Here is a 24,154-nt window from a genome sequence, read left to right on the forward strand (position 1 = left end):
GGTAATGCAATAACGGGGCCGCGAGGCCTCGTTATTATTTTTTCGAGGATCTGTAATGACCACTGCTGCAGCCACCGCAAGCCTGGTATTCGACGGTAAACATCAGCTGGGAGAGGGCGTGCTGTGGTGCCGGCGCACGCAGCGCTTGCTGTGGACCGATATTCTCGGCGCCGCCTTGTGGTGCCTGACGCCGGCCACAGGCGTGACGCAGAGCTGGCCCATGCCGGAGCGGCTGGCGACTTTTGCCCTGAGCGAGGACGATGACCGGCTGCTGCTGGGGCTGGCCTCGCAACTGGCCTGGTTCCGCTTTTCCGACCGGCAGATAATGCCGATTTGCGCGGTCGAGGCCGAACTGCCGCATACCCGGGTCAACGACGGCCGCTGCGACCGTTTCGGCCGTTTCGTCTTCGGCACCAAGAACGACGCCGCAGACATGGCGGCCTGCGCCTCGTTCTACCGGCTCAATGCCGACCTGACGCTGGAGCGCCTGGCGCTGCCGCCGGTGGCCATCAGCAACAGCATCTGCTTCAGCCCGGACGGCCACACCATGTATTACTGCGATTCGCTCGCCAGGAAGATTCATTGCTGCGACTACGACACCGCAGCCGGCGCCATCAGCAACCAGCGCCTGTTTGCCGATTTGTCAGGGCAGCCGGGCGAGCCGGACGGTTCCGCCATCGACAGCCAGGGTTATCTGTGGAATGCCCAATGGGGCGGTCATCGCGTGCTGCGCCTGGCGCCGGACGGCAGCATCGAGCGCGTGCTCAAGGTGCCGGTGGCGCAACCGAGCTGCGTGGCGTTCGGCGGTGCGGAGCTGGACGACTTATATATCACCAGCGCGCGTGAATCGCTGTCGCCGGCAGCCTTGCTGGCCGAGCCTGCGGCCGGCGGCTTGTTCCGCCATCATGTGGCGGATGTGCGCGGTTTGCCGGAAGCCCGTTTCGGCGGGACCTGAGGGCGGCCGGCAATTGCCTGCTGCTTACAGATAGCTGATGGTCATGATGACGGGGCGCGTATCGGCATCGGCAGCCGCGTTTTCGACTGATAGTCCCAGCTGGGTATTGCCTTGCAAGGCCATGCGGTAGGCGCTGGCTTCCTTGTTGCCCAGCGGCTTGCCGTCGCGCGTCAAGGTGACCGTTGTCTTGGCAAAGCCGGCGCTGGAGCCGATGCGCTGGAACGAGACGTCGAAGGCGCTGCGCTGTTCGCAATGGATGTTGATCTGGCCGGCCTCGAAGCTGCCGGCGCTGCAGGGCGGCTCGACGATGCTGCCGACGAAATGGATGATGCCGCCATTGGCGCTGGCCATGGCGCCGGAGGCGAGGGACAGCAAGGCCGAGGCGGCAGCGAGTTTTAAGATGGCGATGTTCATTGTTACCCTTTCTAAGATCGTAAAACCCGCAAATGCGTTTCCACATAGAAATAGTACTATATGGAAACTGCGCATGCCAGTGTTTCGCTGTGCTTAGTCGGGGAAACGGTTTGCTTTTGTTTTGAGAAAAAACCTTTTATTTTGAAGATATTCCCTCTGTGATGGGCTTCTTATGCCGCCAGGATGCGCCCAATCGCGGCACTGTTGACGGCAATCTTTTCACTGTCCTGATACAGCAGTTCCGTGCGCTGTTGCAGCGCATGCCAGGCCGGCCAGTTCTCTGCTTCGGCCAGCGGCTCCGCCGCCTGCCGCGTTGCCGCCGGCGGTGCGGCGCCGGGCGCATCGGCTGGCGCCAACGGCGCGTCGGGATTGAGCACATGCTCGGCCAGCCCCAGCGTCTTGCAGACCCGTGCGGTAGCCGCATCGAGTTCTTCATTGACCGCGGCATGCGGCATGCCTTCGGCATTTCGCCGCAGCAGCATGCGCAGCGCGGCGACATGCGCCATCACCAGGTAATTCTGGACGATGAACTGGTTCAGGTTCTCCACCGCGCGATGCTTGCTGACCGGCTCGTCGAGCATGCGCACCAGGGTCGACGCCAGCTCCGACATGCTGTCGAGGAAACGCTTGCGGCAGACGCGGTAGATGAAATCGTCCAGCGCCTTGCCTTGCATTAGCTTGTTGCTGGCGTCGAGAAAGCGCTGGTTGTTCTTGAGGACATTCTTGATCAGCTGCGGCAGCGTGCGGTATTCCCAGCTCGGCAGCACGAAACTGAAAGCGGTGGCGATCACTGCGCCGATCAGGGTGTCGATCAGGCGCTCGCCGATGACGTGGCTGCTGCTGGGAATCACCAAATTGATCTGCAGCAGGATCTGCATGCTGGCGGCAATCGCCGTGTAGCGGTACTTGACGTAGATGAAGGCGGGCGCCGCCACGGTCGCCATGAACAGAATCCCGAGCAAGGCCACCGGCTCGTGGACGAAGCGCAGGATCAGGGCGGTGGCGACGCAGCCGATCAGGGTGCCGATCAGGCGGTCGCCGCGGCGCTGCTTGGTCTGGCTGAAGCTGGGCTTGAGAATGATGGCGATGGTCAGCACGATCCAGTAGCCGTGGCCGGCATAGGGCAGGGAATCCGCCGCCAGCAGGCCGCAGGAAATCGCCAGCGCCGCGCGCACGGAAAAGCGGAAAGTCGGCGATTGCCAGCGCAGGTTGGACAGCAGCACCCCTAATTGGTATTTTTGCTGGGTCAGGAAAGGCGTCATGTCCTTGCCCAGCAATACCGGCAGCGGCCCTTGCACGCTCTGGGTGGCGTGGTGCAGCTGGCCGATCATGTCGATGGCGTCGACGATCTTGCCGTAGGCGGCGCGCAGGATGTCGAGCGCTTCTTCCGAGACCTTGCCGGCCAGGCTGTCCTGCTGCAGCTGCTGCAATTCCGCTTCGATCGAACGCATTTCGGCCTTGTAGCTGACGCTGGCGAAAGAGGCGCGCTTGCGCGTGACGGCATAGGCGATCGCTTCGATATCCTTGGCAGCCTTGTTGACCAGGTCGCGCAGGTAGGTCAGCACTTCGGCGTCGGCCAGGTGCTGGCGCAGGATGGCGTAGTCGGTGTGGGTCGAGAGGATGTGCTCGTAGAGGTCGAACATGCCGAAGTGGACCTGCACCAGGATCGCATCCTGCTGGTTGCGCGGATCGCGCAGGATCAGGTCGCGCGAGGCCTGCTGCTTTTCGGCCAGCACGATCTGCTGCCGCACCAGGAGATTGAACTGGCTGCCGAGGTCGACGTGCATATCGTAGAAGTCGGCCTTGATATTGATATAGCGCGCCAGCTCGAACAGCGCTTCCGCCAGCACCTGCTGCTTGATGCGGCTGCGCAGGAACCACGACACCGCCATCGAATAGGCCAGGTAAGCCAGGCCGCCGCCGAGGAACAGGCCGGTGTGGAAAAACGCCTGTTCCACGTTCATGGCGTTTTCCATCGACAAGGTCATCACGAACAGGGCGGAAAACTGCAGGGGCATGGCTTTTTTGCCATACACCACCATCATGCTGGCGAGGAAAGTGACCACCACCAGCATGATGCTCAGCAGCCAGTGGAACGGCGCGCACAGGCTGATGACCAGCGTCACCGCAGTACACAGCAGCACGCTGGAGAGCATCTCGTTGAACTTGTGCCGCAGCGTGCTCGGCAGATCCATCAGGCTGGTGGAGAGGGCGCCGATGCAGACCGTCATCGCGGTCGGCAGGTCGCTGAACTGCAGCACCAGCATGGTCAGCCCCACCACGCCGGTGGCGATGCGCAAGCCAGTATAGAAATAGTGACTGAATATAAAGGTGCGCAGGTCCAGGGCGTAATGCATGTAGATGTTTTTCGGCGGTAGCTGGCGAGGCTCAAAGTGTACCGCGTTTGCCTGGATAAATTAAGGCGGATGGTGCAAAAAAGACATGAAAGGAATTCCCCTTCAACATGCATGGCGTTTTCGCGGATTTTTACGGCTTTTTTACACTTTGTTTACACCCCCGTACTTTCTCTTTACGACATTTTTAGGAACTTTTCTATAGCCTGTCATTACCGAAACTAATCTGTAATGAGGGTAATGATGGACCTGGCAATAGATGGAATGTATGTCGGCGCGATCGTGGCGATGTTTGTCGTCACCTGGGCGCTGGCAGTGGGCTGCAAGAAGCTGGAGGATGGTCAATGAATCCGTTTTATGTACTCGGCGCGGTAGTCACCGTCGCGCTGCTGGTGTACCTGGTCGTGGCGCTGATCAAGGCGGAGGAATTCTGAGATGACCTCCCAATCCACCATGTTGCTGATCGCTTTCCTGGGAGTGCTGCTGGTCTTGAGCTACCCGCTGGGAAAATTCATCGTGCAGGTCGCCGCAGGCTCCTCCGATCACGCTCCGGTCGCCGGCTTCGGCTGGTTTAACCGTATCGAACAATGGCTGTACCGCTGCGCCGGCATCCAGGCCAAGTCCGAGATGAACTGGAAGACCTATGCGCTGGCCCTGCTGATTTTCAATACCATCGGCGCGCTGGCGACCTATGGCTTGCAGCGCTTTCAGCTTTGGCTGCCGCTGAATCCGCAGCACTTTGCCAATCTTAGCCCTGATTCTGCCTTCAACACAGCTGTCAGTTTTATCAGCAACACCAACTGGCAAGGTTATTCGGGCGAAAGCACGATGAGCTACCTGACCCAGATGCTGGTGCTGGCTGTGCAGAACTTCTTTTCAGCAGCTACCGGCATCGCGGTTGCCTTTGCCTTGATCCGCGGTTTCTCGCGCCATTCGGCGCAGTCCATCGGCAATTTCTGGACCGACATCACCCGTTCCACGGCGTACATCCTGTTGCCGCTGGCGGTGATTTTCTCGGTGTTCCTGATCAGCCAGGGCGTGATCCAGAATTTTGATTCGTACAAGGATGCGGCCATCGTGCAGCCGCTGACGTATCAGCAGCCTAAGGTCGGCGCCGATGGCCAGCCAGTCAACGACGCCGCCGGCAAGCCGGTCCTGGAATCCATGAACACCAAGGTGCAGACCCTGGCCATGGGCCCGGTCGCGTCGCAGGAAGCGATCAAGATGCTGGGCACCAACGGCGGCGGCTTCTTCAACGCCAACTCGGCCCATCCTTATGAGAATCCGACGCCGCTGTCGAATTTCATGGAAATGCTGGCGATCTTCCTGATTCCGGCGGCGCTGTGCTTCACCTTCGGCTTCATGGTGGGCGATATCCGCCAGGGCTGGGCGGTGCTGGCGGCGATGAGCCTGATTTTCGTCGTCATGACTGCGGTCGTGATGTATGCGGAACAGCAGTCGCATCCCGGCCTGAGCGCGATGGGCATCGACCAGGCGCATGGCCTGCTGCAGTCCGGCGGCAATATGGAAGGCAAGGAAACCCGCTTCGGCATCAGCGCTTCGGCCCTGTTTGCGGCAGTCACCACCGCGGCTTCCTGCGGCGCAGTAAACGCCATGCACGATTCGTTCACCGCACTGGGCGGGCTGGTGCCTATGGCCCTGATACAGATGGGCGAAGTGGTGTTCGGCGGCGTCGGTTCCGGCCTGTACGGCATGCTGGTGTTCGCCATCATGGCGGTGTTCATCGCCGGCCTGATGATCGGCCGCACGCCGGAATACCTGGGCAAGAAGATCCAATCGTTTGAAATGAAAATGACTTCGATCGCGATCCTGGCGACACCGATCCTGGTGCTGGGCGGCACCGCCATCGCCGTCATGGCGACCGCCGGCGTGGCCGGTATCGCCAATCCGGGTGCGCATGGCTTCAGCGAGATCCTGTACGCCTTCTCGTCGGCCGCCAACAACAACGGCAGCGCCTTCGGCGGCCTGTCAGCCAACACGCCGTTCTATAACGTGATGCTGGCGATCGCCATGTGGTTCGGACGTTTCATCATCATCGTCACGATCCTGGCGATGGCTGGCTCGTTTGCCGCCAAGAAGCGGCTGGAACCGAACTCCGGCACGATGCCGACCCATGGACCGCTGTTCATCGTGCTGCTGATCGGCGTGGTGGTGCTGGTCGGCGTATTGAACTATGTACCTGCCCTGGCGCTTGGTCCGGTGGTTGAACATCTGCAGATGTTTGCACATTAAGCCGGATGGGGTGGATCCCATGGTCCACCCCGGGTTTACAGAATAATTTCAAACGAAAGTAGAAAAACATCATGTCTCGCACCAATCTGACGCTCTTCGATTCCGCGCTGATGGGCCCGGCCATCGTCGCATCGTTCAAAAAGCTGGCGCCGCAAACGCAATTGCGCAACCCGGTCATGTTCGTGGTCTATGTCGGCAGTATCCTGACCACCTTATTGTATTTCCAGGCCCTGGTCGGCAAGGGCGAGGCCAGTGCCGGCTTCATCCTGGCGATCTCGGTGTGGCTCTGGTTCACTGTCCTGTTCGCCAATTTTGCCGAAGCATTGGCAGAAGGCCGCAGCAAGGCGCAGGCGGAATCGCTGCGCGCCCTGAAGCAAACCGTTTCCGCTAAAAAGCTGGAAGCCAACAGCAAGTCCAGGGGCGCGCTGAGCAACTGGTCGGCAACCCCGGCCAGCAACCTGCGCAAGGGCGATGTGGTGCTGGTGGAAGCCGGCGACGTCATCCCGGTCGACGGCGAAGTCATCGAAGGCGTGGCCTCGGTGGACGAAAGCGCGATCACCGGCGAATCCGCGCCTGTGATCCGCGAATCCGGCGGCGATTTTTCCGCCGTTACCGGCGGCACCCGCATCCTGTCCGACTGGCTGGTGGTGCGGGTCAGCGTCAATCCAGGCGAAGCCTTCCTGGACCGCATGATCTCGATGGTGGAAAGCGCCAAGCGCCAAAAGACGCCGAACGAAATCGCCCTGACCATCCTGCTGGTGGCGCTGACCATCGTGTTCCTGCTGGTGACAGTGACCTTGCTGCCGTTCTCGCTGTTCAGCGTGGCTGCCGCCAAGTTCGGCACGCCGATCACCATCACGGTATTGGTGGCTCTGCTGGTCTGCCTGATCCCGACCACCATCGGCGCCTTGCTGTCCGCCATCGGCGTGGCCGGCATGAGCCGCATGATGCAAGCCAATGTGATCGCCACCTCCGGCCGCGCAGTGGAAGCAGCCGGCGACGTCGACGTGCTGTTGCTGGACAAGACCGGCACCATCACCCTCGGCAACCGCCAGGCGTCGGCCTTCATTCCGGCGCCAGGCATCACCGAGCAGCAGCTGGCCGATGTGGCGCAACTGGCCTCGCTGGCCGATGAAACGCCGGAAGGCCGCAGCATCGTAGTGCTGGCCAAACAACGCTTCAACATCCGCGAACGCGAGATGAATTCCCTGCATGCCACCTTCGTTCCATTCACCGCGCAAACGCGCATGAGCGGCATCGATATCGGCGACGCCGGCAAATTCCGTGCAATCCGCAAGGGGTCGTCGGAAGCGCTGAAGAACTACATGACCGAGCTGGGCCAGCCGTTTCCGGCCGAAGTGGCGCACAGCGTCGACGACGTCGCCCGCCGCGGCAGCACGCCGCTGGTGGTGGTGGACGAAGGCGTGGTGATGGGCGTGGTTGAGCTGAAAGACATCGTCAAGGGCGGCATCAAGGAGCGTTTCGCCGAGCTGCGCCGGATGGGCATCAAGACGGTCATGATCACCGGCGACAACCGCCTGACGGCAGCCTCGATTGCAGCGGAAGCAGGGGTCGATGACTTCCTGGCGGAAGCGACGCCGGAAGACAAGCTGAAGCTGATCCGCAGCTATCAGTCGGAAGGCCGGCTGGTGGCGATGACCGGCGACGGCACCAACGATGCGCCGGCGCTGGCGCAAGCCGACGTGGCGGTGGCGATGAACAGCGGCACCCAGGCGGCAAAGGAAGCCGGCAACATGGTCGACCTGGATTCCAATCCGACCAAGCTGCTGGAGATCGTCGAGATCGGCAAGCAGATGCTGATGACGCGCGGCGCCTTGTCGACCTTCTCGATCGCCAACGATATCGCCAAGTATTTTGCGATCATCCCGGCCGCTTTCATCACCACCTATCCGCAGCTGGCGGCGCTGAACGTGATGCGCCTGGCCAGCCCGTCCTCGGCGATCATGTCCGCGGTGATCTTCAACGCCCTGATCATCGTCGTGCTGATCCCGCTGGCATTGAAAGGCGTGCGTTACCGCGCTGTCGGCGCCGCCTCGCTGCTGCGCCGCAACCTGCTGATCTACGGCCTGGGCGGCATCGTATTGCCCTTTATCGGTATCAAGCTGATTGACATGATCCTGTCAGTCATGCACCTGGTGTAATTAGGAGTATGGAAATGAAATCAGCATCCTCAGCAACACTGCCGCCGGCAAAACTGGCGGTCCATTCGAAAGTATCGTCGCAAGGCATACTGCGCCCGGCGCTGGTGCTTTTCGTCGGCCTGACCGTCCTCTGCGGCGTGATCTACCCGCTGGCCGTGACCGGCATCGGCAAGGCGGTGTTCCCGGACCAGGCTGCCGGCAGCCTGATCATGCACAACGGCAAGCTGATCGGTTCACGCCTGATCGGCCAGGAATTTTCCGCCCCTAACTACTTCTGGGGACGCTTGTCGGCAACCAGCCCGATGCCGTATAACGCCCAGTCGTCCGGCGGCTCCAACTTCGGTCCGAGCAATCCTGCGCTGATCGATGCCGTCAAAGGCCGGGTCGATGCCCTCAAGGCGGCTGATCCGAGCAACACGCTGCCGATTCCGGTGGACCTGGTGACTGCCTCCGGCAGCGGCCTCGATCCCGAGATCAGCCTGGCCGCCGCCTATTACCAGGCCGGCCGCGTGGCGCGCGAACGCAAGCTCGACGTCGACACCGTGCGCAGCCTGATCGCCGGCCTGCAATTGCAGCGCAGCCTCGGCTTCCTCGGCGAGCCGCGCGTCAATGTCATGGCCTTGAACCTGGCGCTGGACCGGCAGCATCCCGCTGCCGACTAAGTTTCAACCCGGCTTCATCCCGTTTCAAGCCACAGCGATATTTTTTTACAGGACTGACCGTACCTAGTGCGGTCAGCTTCTGCACGTCCATATCGTTTGCAACTTGAAATACAACATCGTCACACTACCTTTTGTTTCACTTGGAACTCATGAAGAAAATACTCTATTTCGCTGGCTTGATGACTGTCATCGGCGTGACCGCCTTTACCGCAAACTGCTCGCAAGCAGAAGAGGCGGCCGCGGTTCCCGACAACGCGCTGACATTCAACGCCAGCCTGGTATCCGACTATCGCTTCCGCGGCATTTCGCAAACGCGCCTGAAGCCGGCGCTGCAAGGCGGCGCCGACTATAGCAACAACCCGACCGGCATCTATGTCGGCACCTGGCTGTCGACGCTGAAGTGGATCAAGGACAGCGGCGGCAACGGCAACATCGAATGGGATATCTATGCCGGCAAGAAGGGTAACTTCACGCAAGACCTGAGCTACGATTTCGGCGTGCTCACTTATGTTTATCCATCCAACGATCTGCATCCGAACGCTGATACGACCGAGCTCTACGGCCAGCTTGGCTACGGCCCGGCCTACATCAAGTACTCGCAGTCCGTGACCAATCTGTTCGGCTTTGCCGACAGCAAGAACAGCGGCTACCTGGATATCGGCGCCAATATCGATGTGACTAACGGCTATACGGTCAACCTGCACGCCGGCCACCAAACCGTGAAGAACAATTCGGCGTCCAGCTATACCGACTGGAAAGTCGGCCTGACCAAGGATTTCGGCTTCCTGTCCGGCAGCGTTGCCGTGATCGGCACCGACACCAAGAATTATGCCGGACCGTCGCCTGAGCGTAAAAACCTGGGCAAGACTGCATTGGTGATTGCTGCGACAAAGACATTCTAAATATTGTGGCGGGCTGTTCCTGCAGCAGCGGCCGGCAAGGGTAAAACCTTCCGGCCCGTTGCCATTCATGGCCGCTGCGGGTCAGGCGTTTGAAATAGCATGCGATAGTGACAATGGCGGATGAATTCAATCTACAATTGGCGTACAACTTCAATCCCTCTTGCAACGGCAGCTTCTACCGGATCTTAAGTTAACTATATGCCCTCACCCAATTCAAGCGGCGACCTGCGTCCCGATCCGGATGCTCTGCTGGCGCAACTGCAGGTGCAGGAGAGCCTGGCCGGACGCGGCAAGTTGCGCATCTATTTCGGCGCCTCCGCCGGCGTCGGCAAAACCTACGCCATGCTCAGCGCAGCGCATAAATTGCATAGCGAGGGGCGCGAGGTATTAGCCGGCGTTATCGAGAGCCACGGCAGGACGGAAACCGCAGCCTTGCTGAACGGCCTGGAGCTGCTGCCGCTCAAGCTGGTCGAGTATCGCGACAAGCAGCTGCCGGAATTCGACCTGGACGCGGCGCTGCAGCGCAAGCCGTCGCTGATCCTGGTCGACGAGCTGGCGCATTCGAACGCCTCCGGCTCGCGCCATCCCAAACGCTGGCAGGATGTCGAAGAGCTGCTGAGCGCCGGCATCGACGTTTTCACCACCCTGAACGTCCAGCATCTGGAAAGCCTGAACGACGTGGTCGGCGGCATCACCGGCATCCGCGTGGCGGAAACCTTGCCGGATACGGTATTCGACGCGGCCGATGAAGTGGTGCTGGTGGACTTGCCGGCCGATGAGCTGCTCAACCGCCTCAAGCTCGGCAAGGTATACAAGCTGCCGCAGGCCGAACGCGCCTCGCGCAATTTTTTCCGCAAGGGCAATCTGATCGCCTTGCGCGAACTGGCCTTGCGCCGTACCGCCGACCGCCTGCAGGGCGATGTCCAGGCTTATCGCATAGAAAAATCGATAGGGGCGGTATGGCAAACCGATGCCGCGCTGTTGGCTTGCGTCGGTCCGTCAGCTAACGCGGAACATGTGATACGCAGCACGGCCCGGCTGGCGACCCAGCTCAATGCCGAATGGCATGCGATCTATGTCGAGACGCCGAAATTGCAGCGGCTGCCCTCGGCCAGGCGCGAGCGCATCCTGAAGACGCTCAAGCTGGCGCAGGACCTAGGGGCGACCACGGCAGTATTGGCGGGCAACGATGTCGCCGGCGTCATGGCAGGCTATGCGCGCAGCCACAATTTTTCCAAAATCATCATCGGCCGCAGCCAGCGCCAGTTTCCCTGGCAGCCGAATCATGCCGCGCGCATCGCGGCGCAGGCCAGCGATATCGACCTGATCGAAATCGGCGTGCCGCCGGCCAGCGCGGCGGCCAAGGCTGAGGACGCCGCCGGCCGCAGTTTTCCGCGCCACCTGCCCAAGCAGGGCCGGATCGAATGGTGGGGCTACGGCTGGGCGCTCGGCGTATGCGCATTGGTCACCTTGCTGGCGACGCCGATACTGCCGTTTTTCGACCTCGCCAACATCGTCATGCTGTACTTGCTGGCTGAGGTGCTGATCGCCATCCGCTATGGCCGCGGGCCGGCGATTTTCGTGGCGCTGCTGAGCATTGCTTCCTTCGATTTCTTTTTCGTGCCGCCGCGCTTTTCCTTCGCTGTCAGCGATTTCCAGTATTTGCTGACTTTCGGCGTGATGCTGGCGGTGGGCTTGACGATCACCCATCTGACTACCGGCCTGCGCTACCAGGCTCGCATCGCCTCCGATCGCGAGGCCCGTTCGCGCGCCTTGTTCGAGTTCGCCCGCGCCTTGTCCGGCGTCCTGCAAACCGAGCAGATATTTGAAACCAGCCGCCAGTTCCTGCAACGCAGTTTCCAGGCCAAGACCTTGCTGCTGGTGCCGGACGATGCCGGCCGCTTGCAGCTGCCGGCGGTGATTCCCGAGGAGGTCGCCAATGTCGCCGCCGCGCTGGACATGGGCATCGCCCAATGGGCCTTCGACAATGCCAGCAGCGCCGGCATCGGCACCGATACGCTGCCGGCCAGTAATTACCTGTATCTGCCGCTGGTGGCGCCGATGCGCACCCGCGGCGTGCTGGCGATCTTGCCGCACAGCCGGCGCTGGATCCTGATCCCGGAACAGCAGCAACAGCTCTATACCTTCGCCACGTTGACCGCGATTGCGCTGGAGCGGGTGCACTATGTCGAAGTGGCGCAGGATGCGCTGGTGCGGATGGAATCGGAGCGCTTGCGCAATTCCCTGCTGTCGGCGCTGTCGCACGATTTGCGCACGCCTTTGACGGCGCTGATCGGTTTGTCCGAATCGCTGGTGCTGTCGAAGCCGCCGCTGCAGGAAAACCAGCAATTGCTGGCCGGCGCGCTGCACAGCGAGATGCTGCGCATGAGCGCGCTGGTCACCAATCTGCTGGACATGGCCAGGATCCAGAGCGGCGAAGTCAAGCTGAACCTGCAGTGGCAGCCGTTTGAAGAAGTGGTCGGCAGCGCGCTGCGCGCCAGCGGCTCGGCATTGCTGGGGCACCAGATCGAGATCCGGGTGGCGCATGAGCTGCCGCTGATCCGTTTCGACGCGGTCCTGATCGAACGGGTGCTGTGCAATCTGCTGGAGAACGCCGTCAAGTACACGCCGCCCGGTTCGCATATCGTGCTGGCGGCAGTGGTCAACGGCCGCTACCTGGCGGTCACCGTGTCGGATGACGGCCCCGGCCTGCCGAGCGGCATGGAAGACGCCATCTTCGAAAAATTCACGCGCGGCGAACGCGAATCGGCCAAACCCGGCGTCGGTCTCGGACTGGCGATCTGCCGCGCCATCGTGGAAGCGCACGGCGGCACCATCCGCGCCCGCAGCGCCGGCGCCGGCGCCGAATTCGTATTTACCATCCCGCTCGGCAGCCCGCCCAGCATGCCCGACCTGGAAGAGCACGAATTGAGAATGGATGCCGCCGGCGGCAGCGCCGGCAATACCGGCAATACGGAGAAAACATGACGACGCAACCAACCCCGATCGCACTACTGGTCGAAGACGAACCGCAGATACGGCGCTTTGTGCGTGCTGCGCTGGAAGATGAAGGCTGGCAGATCTTTGAAGCGCAGACCATGCAGCGCGGCCTGATCGATTGCGGCACCCGCAAGCCTAACCTGGTGATTCTCGACCTCGGCCTGCCGGACGGCGACGGCGTCGATTTCATCCTGGATGTCCGGAAATGGTCGCGCGTGCCCATCATCGTGCTGTCGGCGCGCGTCAATGAAGCTGACAAGATCAAGGCGCTCGATGCCGGCGCCGACGATTACCTGAGCAAGCCGTTTGGCGTCGGCGAGCTGCTGGCGCGGGTACGCGCCACGCTGCGCCGGCAGCACCAGCCGCTGGCCGGCGACGACGGCCTGATCCGCTTTGGCGACGTCACGCTGGATTTGCAGGCGCGGCTGGTCACCAAGGCGCAGCAGCCGGTGCACCTGACGCCGACCGAGTACCGTTTGCTGACGGTGCTGGTAGCCAATGCAGGGCGGGTGGTGACCAATCCGCAATTGCTCAAGGAAGTGTGGGGGCCGTCGCATTCCGAGAGCGGCCACTATCTGCGGATTTATATGGGACACTTGCGGCAGAAACTGGAAGACGATCCGGCCCAGCCCAAGCATCTGCTGACCGAGACCGCGGTGGGCTACCGCATCCTGCTTTCCCAGTAAGAACGTTGCAGACAAGCGGAGAAGAACATGGCAAGACCTGAATGCATCAAACATTGGCAAGAGATCCAAGGCGCCGACGATTCGCGCTATCCCGGCAGCGCCGAACTGATGTCCATCGGTTCGCCGTTCGGCCGCAGCTTCGGGCTGAAAAGGATAGGGATCCACCACGAGGTGCTGCCGCCCGGCCGCCGCACTTCCTGGCCGCATGCCGAGAAGACCGAGGAAGAGTTCGCCTATGTGATCGAAGGCACGCCGGATGTCTGGCTGGACGGCCATCTGCACCGGCTGGCGCCGGGCGACGGCGTCGGTTTCGCCACCGGCACCGGCCTCGCGCATACCTTCATCAACAACACCGAAACCGATGTGCGGCTGCTGGTGGTCGGGGAATGCTTCCGCGCCGACAATCAGGTGATCTATCCTCTGCATCCGGCGCGCAATGCTGCGATCGGCAGCCAGTACTGGAGCGACGCGCCGCAGGATCCGCTCGGTCCGCATGACGGCTTGCCGGATAAATTGCGGCAGTCAAACGGTCCTTTCTGAATTGTGTATAGTGCTAGGGCAACAGGCCCTAGAACCACACACCATCACAGGATCAATTCATGCCAAATCGAGAACGTGTTGAAAGTTTTATAAAACTGGTTGTGCAAGGCAAATACGTGGAAGCGATCGAAGAGTTCTATACCGAAGACGCCTCCATGCAGGAAAACCAGGAACCGCCGCGCAAGGGGATGCAGTTGCTGGTGGCGGGCGAGCAAAAGGCGATGTCGGCGGTCAAGGAAATCCGCACGCTGGCGGCCAAGTCCTTCCTGATCGACGGCGACCGCGTCGCCATCAACTGGCTGTTCGAGATCGAACTGCCGGACGGTCGCAGCTTCCGGCAAGATGAAATCGCCTACCAGGTCTGGCGCGGCGACAAGATCGCGGAAGAACAGTTTTACTACGATCCGGGCCAGCGCAAGCCGGCCTGACCCTGCGGTCCTGCCGGTTTTCCGAAATAGGTGTAAACTAGCCGCCAGACAGATGCATCACTGCGTGCATCTGTCTTTTTGTTTACCCTACGGTTATCGGCAGTGCAACGTACTCTCCTCATCCCGCTGATTGTTGCTTGTGCGCTGTTCATGGAAAACATGGACGCGACGGTGATTGCCACCTCCTTGCCGGTGCTGGCGCACGATCTTGGACAAGATCCGCTTACCCTGAAACTTGCCTTGACCTCGTATGTGGTCGGCCTCGGCGTCTTCATTCCGATCAGCGGCTGGGTGGCAGATCGCTTCGGCGCGCGCACCGTGTTCCGTTCGGCGATCCTGGTATTCCTGTGCGGTTCGCTGATGTGCGCCGCCTCCAGCTCGCTGGCGGCATTTGTCGCCGCCCGTTTCCTGCAGGGCATAGGCGGCGCCATGATGGTGCCGGTCGGCCGCATCGTGATCTTCCGCGCGGTGCCGCGCACCGAGCTGGTCAAAGCCATCAGCTACCTGACCATTCCATCGCAGCTGGGACCGGTCATCGGGCCGCCGCTGGGCGGCTTCATCACTACCTATTTCCACTGGCGCTGGATCTTCCTGATCAACGTGCCGATCAGCATCCTGGGCATGTACCTGGCCAGCAAATACATCGAGAACTACCGCTCCGACGATTTGCAGCCGCTCGACATGAAGGGCTTCGTGCTGTCGGCGGTCGGCAGTACGCTGCTGATGCTGGGCCTGTCGATGATCGATGGCGAACTGCTGGCCTCGGAATGGGCGTTCGCCATGTGCGCAGCGGGCGGCCTGACCTTGTATGTGTATCTGCTGCATGCACGGCGCGAACCGTTTCCGCTGCTGGATCTGCGCCTGCTGCGGATCCCGACTTTCCGCGCCAGCGTGCTGGGCGGCTCGCTGTTCCGCATCGGCCTTGGCGCGGTGCCGTTCCTGTTGCCGCTGGCCTTGCAGGTCGGCTTCGGCATGAACGCCTTCCACGCCGGCACCATCACTTGCGCTTCCGCTTTCGGCGCGATCTTCATGAAAGCCATCGGCACCTCGGTGCTGCGCCGTTACGGTTTCCGTTCGGTACTGATCTGGAATGCGGTGCTGGCCGGACTGGCGCTGGCGTCCTACGGCTTGTTTACGCCGACGACGCCTTATCTGGTGATGATGGCGGTGGTCCTGCTGGGCGGTTTTTTCCCTTCCATGCAATTCACCTGTCTCAACACCATGGCTTACGCCGACCTGGACAGCGCCGACGTCAGCCGGGCTACCAGCCTGGCCAGCGTGGTGCAGCAGATTTCCTTGGGATTGGGAGTCACCATAGGCGGCCTGGCGGTGCATTTCTCCAGCCGTCTGCAAGGTCATGAAACCATTGTCGCCGGCGATTTCTGGCCGGCCTTCATCGTCATCGGCCTGTTCTCGATGGCCTCGATTCCCGTGACGCGGCGCCTGCCCTTAAATGCCGGCGCGGCATTGACCGGGCATAAGCCGGCGTAGACACTCGCATACGCGGTGCTCCGCCGGCTGAGTCAATTGGGGTCAGAGTTTTTTTTCGCGGGTTTTTGCGAAAATTACTCTGACCCCAATTGACGAGTTCGGAGAAAAACAGAGCGCACTACATGGTTTTTTTTAACGTAGAGGCATGCACTCCGTAGCCCGCTAAGTGGGGTCAGAGTGAAGTTTCTGCAAAAAACATGCAGAAATTTCACTCTGACCCCAGTTAGCTACTCTGACCCCAGTTAGCTAAAGTGTGCCGGGCGCGACGAAAGACCGTTAATCAGACTTCCGCAATACGCTTGGCGATGTGCGCCAGCGCTTCTTCCACCTGGTCGACCAGGATCAGGCACAGATCGCCCGGCGACAGATGCGAGAGGGCGGTGTCGATGGCGATGAATTCGCCGTTGATTTCCTCGGTGGCGGTGGTGCGGCGGGCATTCTTCAAGCCTTCGCGCAGCAGGCCCAGCACTTCGCCGTCGGCGCGGCCGCGCTGGCACTGGTCCTGGTAAAGAATCACTTCATCGAAGGCGTCGCCGAGGATTTCGGTCTGATGGCGGATATCGATATCGCGACGGTCGCCGGCGCCGCTGATGACTACCGAGCGGCGTTTGGCGGGCATGCCGTCGATCGCCTTTACCAGCGCCTGGATGGCGTCCGGATTGTGGCCATAGTCGGCGATCAGGGTAGCGCCGCGATACTCGAATACATTGAAGCGGCCGGGCGCGGTGGCGGCATCGTTGACGAAGCTGGCCAAGCCGGCGCGTATCACATCCCAGTCCAGGTTCAGGGCCCAGGCGGCGGCGACGGCGGCCATGGCGTTCTCGATCTGGAAGCCGATGCTGCCATTGCGGGTCAGCGGGATTTCCTGCAGCAGCAGCCGGTGTTCCTGCTTGCCCTTGGCGGCGACGATGGCGTTGCCGTCCTGGTACACCACACGATGGCCCTGGGCGCGATGGGTGGTCATCAGCGGGTGATGGAAATCGTGGGCGAAGAAGGTGATCGAACCGGGGCAGGCTTTGGCCATGCCGGCCACCATCGGATCGGCGGCGTTCAGGACCGCATGACCGCCGGGCGCGACGTTCTCGACGATGACGCGCTTGACCACGCTCAAGTCTTCCACCGTGCTGATAAAGCTCAGGCCGAGATGGTCGCCCATGCCGATATTGGTGACCACGGCGACGTCGCAGCGGTCAAAGCCGAGGCCTTCGCGCAGGATGCCGCCGCGCGCGGTTTCAAATACCGCGGCGTCGACGTCCGGATGCATCAGGACGTTGCGGGCGCTGCGCGGACCGCTGCAGTCGCCGGTGTCGATGCGTTGCTTTTCGATGTAGACGCCGTCCGAATTGGTCATGCCGACGCGCAGTCCCTTGCGGCCCAGCAGGTGGGCGATCAGGCGCACGGTGGTGGTCTTGCCGTTGGTGCCGGCTACCGCCACCAGCGGGATGCGGCCATTGTCGCCGTCTTCAAACATGGTCGACATGATGGCGGCGCCGACCGCGCGGCCCTTGCCGTAGGAGGGGCTGATATGCATGCGCAAACCGGGCGCGGCGTTGACTTCGACCACGCCGCCTTCCTGTTCTTCCAACGGCTGATGGACATTGTTGCAGACCACGTCGACGCCGCAGATATCGAGGCCGACCATCTGCGCGGCCGCAACCGCGCGCGCCGCCAGTTCCGGGTGCACATCTTCAGTGACGTCGGTGGCGGTGCCGCCGGTGCTCAGGTTGGCATTGTTGCGCAACACCACGCGCGTGCCTTGCGGCGGTACCGAGTCGGCAGAGTAATTCTGTTTCGCCAGCGTCGCCAGGGCGATCGCATCGAAGCGAATTTTGGTCAGCGAGGTGGCATGGCCTTCGCCGCGCAGCGGATCGCTGTTGACATGGTCTACCAGCTGGCGGATGGTGCGCACACCGTCGCCGATCACTTGCGGCGGATCGCGGCGGGCTGCTGCCACCAGATGGTTGCCGACCACCAGCAGGCGGAAGTCATGGCCGGGCAGGTAGCGCTCGACGATCACTTCCGAGCAGATTTCTGAAGCCACGGCGAACGCGGCCATGACCTGTTCGCGCGCGGTGATGTTGACTGCCACGCCCTTGCCCTGATTGCCGTCGCGCGGCTTGAGCACCACCGGACTGGCGATTTCCTGGGCCGCGGCCCAGGCTTCTTCGGCAGTGGAAACCACGCGGCCCATAGGCACCGGCACGCCGGCGGCGTTCAGCAGCTTCTTGGTCAGGTCCTTGTCTTGCGCGATCGATTCGGCGATGGCGCTGGTGTGATTGGTTTCCGCGGCCTGGATGCGGCGCTGGCGGCTGCCCCAGCCGAACTGCACCATGCTGCCGCCGGTCAGGCGGCGGAAGGGAATGCCGCGTGATACCGCGGCTTGCACGATGGAGCCGGTGCTGGGGCCGAGGCGGATATCTTCATCCAGTTCCTGCAGGCGCGCCAATGCGCTTGCCAGGTCGAAAGGCTGGTCCGCCAGCGCCGCCAGGCACAGCTCCTGCGCCAGCTGGAAAGCCAGCCGGCCGACTTCTTCTTCGCTGTATTCGACGATCACCTGATAGACGCCGGCTTCCAGCGTCGGCACGGTACGGCTGAAGGTGACCGGGCAGCCGGCTTCGGACTGCAGCCCGAGCGCAGCGATTTCCAGGGCATGCGCCATGGAGACCACTTCGTTTTTACCGGTCGCCTCCAGGAAGCCGATTTGTGGAAAGCGTTCACGCAGCTTGGCCTCGAAACCGGCGATGCCGGCAATGGCGCGCTCGGCTTCGGTGCAGGACACAATGGCTTCAATAGCGGTGTGTCGACTCCACAGATTGGGGCCGCGAAGTACTCGGATACGTGATACGTCCATCGACAGGTTTTCCTAATTTTCTGATGATTCTGATGATTCTGATTTCTGGTTTTCTGCTGAGTTGCTGCGCAACTGGCTAAGCCATCTCGAAAGTTTCAATCCCGGCGCGCATCAAGTCGTGCGAGATGTCCAGCGCCCATGCCGCGGCAACTGCCGCCAGCACGTTTTCAATCTGGAAGCGGTCCTTGCTGCGGGCAATCAGCGGCACGGTGGTGATGTCCGCCAGCAGCAGTTCGCTCTTGCCGGTGGCCAGCATGATCTGGTCGTTATGGATGAACACCGCGCGCTTGTTCTTTTCGAGATGTTCGGCAATGACCGGCAGGGCAGGATCGATGCCGAAGAAAATCACTTCGCCGTCGCACAGGGAAGCCATGTCGGCCACCAGCGCATCGGCCGCGTTCAGCACCGCGACGCCGGTCGGCAGCACGACGTCGACCTGGGTGCGGGTGACTTTCACCATTTCCTCGGCGTCGCCGATGTAGTACTGCGGCAGGCTGTCGTCAGCGGCGATGTTGGTGACCACGCCAACCTGGCAGCGGTCGTACACCAGGCCTTCCGACAAGATGGTGTCGTGGCTGTTTTCGAAGACTGCCGCTTGCACCGCGCGGTTGATCAGCACCCGCTGCGCCGATTCCCAGTTGGCGCAGTCGCCTTTTTCGACCTGGCGCTGGGCGAAATAGAGGCCGTCGCCGCAAGCCAGGCCGACATGGTTGCCGCTAAGGTGCAGCTGCCATGCGATCAGGCGCGAGACTGTGGTTTTGCCATGGGTGCCGGAGACGCCGACGATAGGGATGCGGCCGTTGTCGCCAGCGGCGAACAGATGTTCGATGATGGCCCTGCCGACCGGGCGCGGCCGGCCTTCCGCCGGCTTCAGGTGCATCAGCAGGCCCGGGCCCGCGTTGACTTCGACGATGGCGCCGCGCTGTTCTTCCAGCGGACGGGAAATATCTTCCGCCACCAGGTCGACGCCGGCGATATCCAGGCCGACCACGCGCGCCGCCAGCGAAGCGGCAGCGGCTACGCTCGGATGCACCAGGTCGGTGACGTCGATAGAGACATTGCCGTTGCGTTGTATCAGTACTTGTTTGCCGGCCGGCGGAATCGAATCGCCGCTGTAGCCCTGGCGTTCCAGTTCAACCCGAACCACCGGTTCCTGGTCCAGCAGCACCAGGCTGAGCGGGCATTCTTCCAGCTCGCCGCGGCGCGGATCGGAATTGATCTGGCTTTCTATCAGTTGCAGGATGGTCGAGCTGCCGTCGGCCGTTACCGACAGGGGTTCGCCGCGGGCAGCGGCTGCCAGGCGGCCGCCGACGATCAGCAGGCGGTGCTCGTTGCCGCGGATGAAGCGCTCGACGATCACGCTGCTGCCTTCTTCCAGCGCCAGCGTGTAGGCGGTTTCGATTTCCTCGCGGGTGTTGAGGTCGATGAAGACGCCGCGGCCATGATTGGCGTCGGAGGGCTTGACCACCACCGGCAAGCCGATGTCTTCGGCGGCTTCCCAGGCTTCCGCCGGGCTTTCCACTACCTGGCCTTCGGGCACCGGCACGCCGCAGGCTTGCAACAGGGTCTTGGTCAGGTCCTTGTCGCTGGAGATGCTTTCGGCGATGGCGCTGGTCTGGTCGGTTTCCGCGGTCCAGATGCGGCGTTGGCGGATGCCGTGGCCGAGCTGCACCAGGTTGCCGTCAGTCAGGCGGAAAGAAGGGATGCGGCGTTCGTCAGCGGCTTCGACGATGCAGGCGGTGCTGGGGCCCAGGCAACGCGAGTCGACCATGGTGCGCAGCGTAGCGATAGTGGCGGGAACGTCGAACGGCTTGTCTTCTATCGCGGCCATTACCAGGTCGCGCGCAGCGTGCAGGGCGGCGCGGGTGACTTCTTCGTGGCGCGCCCGCACCGCTACTTTATAGACGCCGCGCACCGAAGTGCTGCGGGCCTTGCCGAAGCCGCCCGGCATGCCGGCCAGGTTTTGCAGTTCCAGCGTGACGTGTTCGAGGATGTGGCCGGGCCATGTGCCGTCTTGCAGGCGCTGTACAAAACCGCCGCGTTCGCCGTAGCTGCAACGGTGTTCAATCAGGGACGGCAGCCAGCCGGTCAGGCGCTGGTTGAAGCCGGGCAGGGTATTGGAGGGGAAGTCTTCCAGTTCGCCTATGTCGATCCACGCCTCAAGGGTTGATCTATACGTCCATATATTCGGTCCGCGCAGGGACATGATACGGAGAATTTCAATGTTTTTCATGAGTCAGCAATGAGGCTATAGGCGTGTGCCAAAAAGGGCTGGCCAAATGGCCATTCGTGGATCCGGAACGATTGCGCGTGCCGGCTTCAACACCCTGCAATAACTTGTAACGCGCTAAAGCGCGGTTTGGTTTACATCGGCTTACTAAATAATAATGTCCAAAAAGATAGTGTTATTTAGTAACGAAGAGTAACGTTTCCAGAAAACCCGATAGGATATAATACTTGCGGCAGACGATGTGCGCCATTTTTGGTCTGTTCTCACAATGTGTTGGCAGTGCGAGCGTGCGCTCAGCGACGCCTGCGGTCGCTCCCGCAGGAGCCTGTCGATAGTTGTCATCATGTTCCAAGGCGGTTTCACACAAAATTCCATCCGGTCCGTTAGCCATTATGCGCGCGGACACACCATGCCGTTTAGATGAAAAGCAATCCAATATCCCCAATATCCCAAGCCGGTAATTATTTATCACATAATTTGCCCGCTGCCATACCTGCTGCTTTGCGTGCCGAAGTGACAACTCAGCTTGCCCCGGCCGAGGAAATCCTTGCGTCCCTGGCGATCGATCTCAACGCCTCGCTGCATTTTGCGCAAGGGCTGGTGCTGGTCACCAATCAGCGCGTGCTGGCCAGGATGGCCGACGACAGCAGCTGGCGCGACTGGAGTTACCGTTCCGGCCTCAAGCTTGGCCATCACGATCATGCCGGCGTCGGCAGCCTGGAGTTGCATGATGAGCAACAGCAGCTGGCAAGCTGGCGCTATACGCTCGGACTGAATCTGGATGCGCTGCGCCTGATCAAGGTCTTCGAGCAGCAGCGCGACGACCGGCTGGCGGGGCGTTCCGCCTTGCGCGAAGAGCAGGCCACTTGTCCGCAATGCGACGCGCCGCTGCCTGCGGACAGCGAGGAGTGCCTGATCTGTCCCGAAAAAGGCGCGGCGCCTTCGTCGACCTGGGCCTTGTTCCGCCTGGCGCGCTTTGCCAAGCCCTACAAGGGCATGCTGCTGCTGGGTTTCGTGCTGATGCTCATTTCCACCGCCGCCACCCTGGTGCCGCCTTATCTGATGGGCCCCCTGATGGACAATGTGCTGATTCCTTATCAGAACGGCAAACCCATCAATACCGACCTGGTCAAGCTGTATCTGTCCGGACTGCTGGCTTCTGCGCTGGTGGCCTGGAGCCTGGGCTGGGCCCGCACCTATATTTTGGCGCTGGTCAGCGAGCGCATCGGCGCCAACCTGCGCACCACCACCTATGAACACCTGCTGCGCCTGTCGCAGGAATATTTCGGCGGCAAGCGCACCGGCGACCTGATGGCGCGCATCGGCTCGGAAAGCGACCGCATTTGCGTGTTCCTGTCCCTGCATCTGCTGGACTTCGCCATCGACGTCCTGATGATCATCATGACTGCGGTGATCCTGTTCTCGATCAATCCGTGGCTGGCGCTGGTGACCCTGGTGCCGCTGCCGTTCATCGCCTGGATGATCCATCTGGTGCGCGACCGCCTCAAGCACGGTTTTGAAAAGATCGACCGCATCTGGGCCGAAGTCACCAATGTGCTGGCCGATACGATCCCCGGCATCCGGGTGGTCAAGGCTTTCGCCCAGGAAAAGCGCGAAGCCACGCGTTTCCGCGACGCCAACCAGCACAACCTGCTGGTCAACGACCGTGTCAACAAGATCTGGTCGCTGTTTTCACCGACCGTGACCCTGCTGACCGAAGTCGGTCTGCTGGTGGTCTGGGTATTCGGTATCTGGCAGGTTTCCAGGAACCAGATCACGGTCGGGGTGCTGGCCTCGTTCCTGGCTTACATCAGCCGCTTCTATACCCGCCTCGATTCGATGAGCCGGATTGTCTCGGTGACGCAAAAGGCAGCGGTCGGCGCCAAGCGGATTTTCGAGATTCTCGATCATGTCTCCAGCGTTCCTGAGCCGGCCAACCCGGTCCATCTGGAAAACGTCAAGGGCGCCATCGAATTGCGCGACATCGGTTTCCGCTACGGCAATCGGGCGGTGATGCGCGGCGTCAGTCTGGATATCAAGCCGGGCGAGATGATCGGCCTGGTCGGCCACAGCGGTTCCGGCAAGAGCACGCTGGTGAACCTGATCTGCCGTTTCTACGACGTCTCGGAAGGATCGATACGCATCGATGGCGTCGATATCCGTTCGATGCCGATCTCGGAATATCGACGCAATATCGGCCTGGTGCTGCAGGAACCGTTCCTGTTCTTCGGCACCATTGCCGAGAACATTTGCTACGGCAAGCCCGAGGCTACGCGCGAGGAAATCGTTGCCGCTGCCCGTGCCGCCCACGCCCATGAATTCATCCTGCGCCTGCCGCAAGGCTATGACTCGCTGGTCGGCGAGCGCGGCCAGGCGCTGTCGGGCGGCGAACGCCAGCGCATCTCGATCGCGCGCGCGCTGCTGATCGATCCGCGCATCCTGATCATGGACGAAGCCACCTCATCGGTGGATACAACAACTGAAAAAGAAATCCAGAAAGCGCTCGACAACCTGGTGCAGGGGCGCACCACGATTGCCATCGCGCACCGTCTGTCGACCTTGCGCAAGGCCGACCGCCTGGTAGTGCTGGACCGCGGCCAGATCGTTGAAGTCGGCAGCCATGACGAACTGATGCTGCGCGAAGGCGCCTACTACCGCCTGTACCAGGCGCAGTTGCGCAATCCTGAAGGCGAAGGCGAGCCGCAATTGGTCGACGAAGATAGCGAAGAGAACGTATGACGACACATGATTTCAAATTGAGCCGCAACGCTTTCGGCCGCCTGGTGTATACAGCCGCCGATGGCGCGGTGCATGAAGGGGTGGTGCCGGTGCGGGCCTTTCCGATTGGCGCGCCGGACGACGGCCTGTCGCTGGTCAGCGCCGACGGCCACGAACTGTCCTGGATCAGCCGCTTGTCGGATCTGCCGGATGAGACCCGGGCGATGGTCGAGAAAGAACTTGCCAGCCGCGAGTTCATGCCGGAAATCAAGCGCATCCAGAGAGTATCCAGCTACACCGCGCCCAGCATCTGGCATGTGGAAACCAATCGCGGCGATGCTTCTTTCACCCTCAAGGGCGAGGAAGATATCCGCCGTATCGTGGCGACCAGCCTGCTGATCGCCGACAGCCATGGCGTGCAGTTCCTGATCCGGGATACGCAGGCGCTGGACAAGGCCAGCCGCAAGATCCTGGATCGTTTCCTGTAATTGATTTTGCGCGTGGGCAG

General features: G+C 61.6%; 17 protein-coding genes. 13 read left to right on the forward strand and 4 right to left on the reverse strand.

Annotated features, from left to right (window positions below; translation table 11 throughout):
- Positions 1-55: 55 nt before the first annotated feature.
- Positions 56-955: an SMP-30/gluconolactonase/LRE family protein gene (locus tag KHU30_RS16085; RefSeq protein ID WP_211443649.1), complete on the forward strand. Its 900-nt coding sequence runs from the start codon at positions 56-58 to the stop codon at positions 953-955.
- Positions 956-979: 24 nt separating this feature from the next.
- Here the strand turns inward: KHU30_RS16085 and KHU30_RS16090 are convergent, their stop codons facing one another.
- Positions 980-1,369, reverse strand: coding sequence for a hypothetical protein (locus KHU30_RS16090; RefSeq protein WP_211443650.1), 390 nt, complete (start codon positions 1,367-1,369; stop codon positions 980-982).
- Positions 1,370-1,539: 170 nt separating this feature from the next.
- Complete coding sequence (locus KHU30_RS16095) at positions 1,540-3,726, reverse strand: FUSC family membrane protein (RefSeq protein WP_211443651.1); 2,187 nt, start codon at positions 3,724-3,726, stop codon at positions 1,540-1,542.
- A 341-nt stretch (positions 3,727-4,067) separates the two neighbouring features.
- On the opposite strand from KHU30_RS16095, the gene kdpF reads away from it, so the two are divergent.
- The 10 genes from kdpF (at position 4,068) to KHU30_RS16145 (ending at position 15,847) form a co-directional block, all read left to right on the forward strand.
- Entirely contained in the window at positions 4,068-4,157 is a 90-nt protein-coding gene (gene kdpF, locus KHU30_RS16100; RefSeq protein WP_038491105.1) for a K(+)-transporting ATPase subunit F, read from the forward strand.
- 1 nt (position 4,158) lies between these two features.
- Complete coding sequence (kdpA, locus tag KHU30_RS16105) at positions 4,159-5,976, forward strand: potassium-transporting ATPase subunit KdpA (RefSeq protein ID WP_211443652.1); 1,818 nt, start codon at positions 4,159-4,161, stop codon at positions 5,974-5,976.
- A 71-nt stretch (positions 5,977-6,047) separates the two neighbouring features.
- Positions 6,048-8,138, forward strand: a complete 2,091-nt coding sequence (gene kdpB / locus KHU30_RS16110; RefSeq protein WP_211443653.1) for a potassium-transporting ATPase subunit KdpB — start codon at positions 6,048-6,050, stop codon at positions 8,136-8,138.
- Between the two features lie 14 nt (positions 8,139-8,152).
- Positions 8,153-8,800, forward strand: a complete 648-nt coding sequence (kdpC, locus tag KHU30_RS16115; protein WP_211443654.1) for a potassium-transporting ATPase subunit KdpC — start codon at positions 8,153-8,155, stop codon at positions 8,798-8,800.
- Between the two features lie 149 nt (positions 8,801-8,949).
- Entirely contained in the window at positions 8,950-9,702 is a 753-nt protein-coding gene (locus tag KHU30_RS16120) for a TorF family putative porin (RefSeq protein ID WP_211443655.1), read from the forward strand.
- Between the two features lie 198 nt (positions 9,703-9,900).
- Positions 9,901-12,690, forward strand: a complete 2,790-nt coding sequence (gene kdpD, locus KHU30_RS16125) for a two-component system sensor histidine kinase KdpD (protein WP_211443656.1) — start codon at positions 9,901-9,903, stop codon at positions 12,688-12,690.
- Positions 12,687-13,388, forward strand: a complete 702-nt coding sequence (kdpE, locus tag KHU30_RS16130) for a two-component system response regulator KdpE (RefSeq protein WP_211443657.1) — start codon at positions 12,687-12,689, stop codon at positions 13,386-13,388. The genes kdpD and kdpE overlap by 4 nt, the downstream gene beginning before the upstream one ends.
- Positions 13,389-13,415: 27 nt before the next feature.
- Positions 13,416-13,928: a cupin domain-containing protein gene (locus KHU30_RS16135; RefSeq protein WP_211443658.1), complete on the forward strand. Its 513-nt coding sequence runs from the start codon at positions 13,416-13,418 to the stop codon at positions 13,926-13,928.
- A gap of 59 nt (positions 13,929-13,987) precedes the next feature.
- Positions 13,988-14,356, forward strand: coding sequence for a nuclear transport factor 2 family protein (locus tag KHU30_RS16140; RefSeq protein WP_211443659.1), 369 nt, complete (start codon positions 13,988-13,990; stop codon positions 14,354-14,356).
- A gap of 102 nt (positions 14,357-14,458) precedes the next feature.
- Positions 14,459-15,847: an MFS transporter gene (locus KHU30_RS16145; protein ID WP_211443660.1), complete on the forward strand. Its 1,389-nt coding sequence runs from the start codon at positions 14,459-14,461 to the stop codon at positions 15,845-15,847.
- A gap of 280 nt (positions 15,848-16,127) precedes the next feature.
- Here the strand turns inward: KHU30_RS16145 and cphA are convergent, their stop codons facing one another.
- Entirely contained in the window at positions 16,128-18,698 is a 2,571-nt protein-coding gene (gene cphA / locus KHU30_RS16150) for a cyanophycin synthetase (RefSeq protein ID WP_211443661.1), read from the reverse strand.
- 76 nt (positions 18,699-18,774) lie between these two features.
- On the reverse strand, positions 18,775-20,931 hold the full coding sequence (locus KHU30_RS16155; protein WP_211443662.1) for a cyanophycin synthetase: 2,157 nt from the start codon (positions 20,929-20,931) through the stop codon (positions 18,775-18,777).
- Between the two features lie 417 nt (positions 20,932-21,348).
- On the opposite strand from KHU30_RS16155, the gene KHU30_RS16160 reads away from it, so the two are divergent.
- Together KHU30_RS16160 and KHU30_RS16165 are read left to right on the forward strand one after the other, a co-directional pair.
- Positions 21,349-23,667, forward strand: a complete 2,319-nt coding sequence (locus KHU30_RS16160; protein WP_230427423.1) for a cyanophycin metabolism-associated ABC transporter — start codon at positions 21,349-21,351, stop codon at positions 23,665-23,667.
- A complete protein-coding gene (locus KHU30_RS16165; RefSeq protein WP_211443664.1) occupies positions 23,664-24,134 on the forward strand; it encodes a cyanophycin metabolism-associated DUF1854 family protein in 471 nt (156 codons plus the stop codon). The genes KHU30_RS16160 and KHU30_RS16165 overlap by 4 nt, the downstream gene beginning before the upstream one ends.
- Positions 24,135-24,154: the final 20 nt, after the last annotated feature.

It is taken from the genome of Collimonas humicola, from assembly GCF_018304945.1.
Lineage (GTDB): Bacteria > Pseudomonadota > Gammaproteobacteria > Burkholderiales > Burkholderiaceae_D > Collimonas > Collimonas humicola.